The sequence below is a fragment of the Limnohabitans sp. genome, from assembly GCF_040401495.1.
In the GTDB taxonomy this organism is placed as follows: Bacteria; Pseudomonadota; Gammaproteobacteria; order Burkholderiales; family Burkholderiaceae_C; genus Limnohabitans.
In genome coordinates, this window is the sequence record NZ_JBBAOI010000058.1 from 539 (window position 1) to 1523 (window position 985).

Sequence of the window (985 nt, forward strand, 5' to 3'; positions counted from 1 at the left end):
TGAAGAACAGTCTGGCCCCAGACTGGCGCCGTTGCCGGCGTGCGTGTGGCATACCAGCCACAAAAAAAGGAAACATGATATATTACAGGATATGTTGCATCATGCACAGGATGTGCAAATGCACCAAGTGATGCTCACACAGTTGACCTCCAGCATGACAGTGGAGGCGTTGAAGCAATGGGTCTCCACCATGCGCACGATGGGCTTCACAGTGCCATCAGCCAAGACGATGGCACAGAGCAGGGCCGACATTGTCAATGCCATCATCGATTGTGACCAACCAAGCAAGTCGGCGCCAGCCAACGTTGAAGGGCAGGTTGGGGTTGTACACCCTGGCCGGCCGGGCACGGCCAGCGCACTCAGGCTGGGGCAGAGTCAGGCTTCCAAGCCTGTTGCGTCAAGCAGCATGGAGTACGCCCCCGCCGCAGACACAGTGTTGGGATCAGTGCTGGTGGCGTACGATGCTGGCGCGGCAACCACGCATACCAGACGGAAGATGCACAAACGATGGTCCAAACTTGCCTTGCGGGCGAGCTTGCCCAAGCGTATTCGGCGGGCCCTTGTCTCCGTGAGGGACAGTCATGCTGACTCAACGGTCGCTGCAGTGAGAGGGGTGGTGGCAGCCAAGATTGGGGTGCCTTTGGACGGCAAATACATGTGGGTATTTGACAAAAGTCTGTCTCAAACTCTTTGCCGCGCCCCAGAAGAAGCGCAAGCCGAGGCAACGATTTGTCTTGAAAGTAAGCCGGCAACATTCGAAGCATCTCTCACAGCAGTGAGCCGGCTGTCGTAGCAGTGAGCCGGCAGGTTGTAGCACTGCTTAGGAGGCACAGCGGGCGGGATCTACATGTGTCTCTTGCGTTGGCCGCTTGTGTATCCGCATTAGCTTGTGTTGCAATAGTCATATGCACGCACGCATGACAGCCCAGACCAGGGAGCAACATGTAAAATGTAATTTGCAGCATACGATACTATTGACTTGAAT

At 55.7% G+C, this 985-nt stretch carries 2 protein-coding genes; both read right to left on the minus strand.

Annotated features, from left to right (window positions below; genetic code table 11):
- Window positions 1-99 precede the first annotated feature (99 nt).
- Window positions 100-267 carry a hypothetical protein gene (locus tag AC9UEO_RS13600; RefSeq protein WP_509534603.1) on the minus strand — a complete coding sequence of 56 codons (168 nt, stop codon included), beginning with the start codon at window positions 265-267 and terminating at the stop codon, window positions 100-102.
- A 108-nt stretch (window positions 268-375) separates the two neighbouring features.
- The gene (locus AC9UEO_RS13605) at window positions 376-543 is read right to left on the minus strand and encodes a hypothetical protein (protein ID WP_509534605.1); all 168 of its coding nucleotides are present in this window, start codon (window positions 541-543) and stop codon (window positions 376-378) included.
- Window positions 544-985 lie beyond the last annotated feature (442 nt).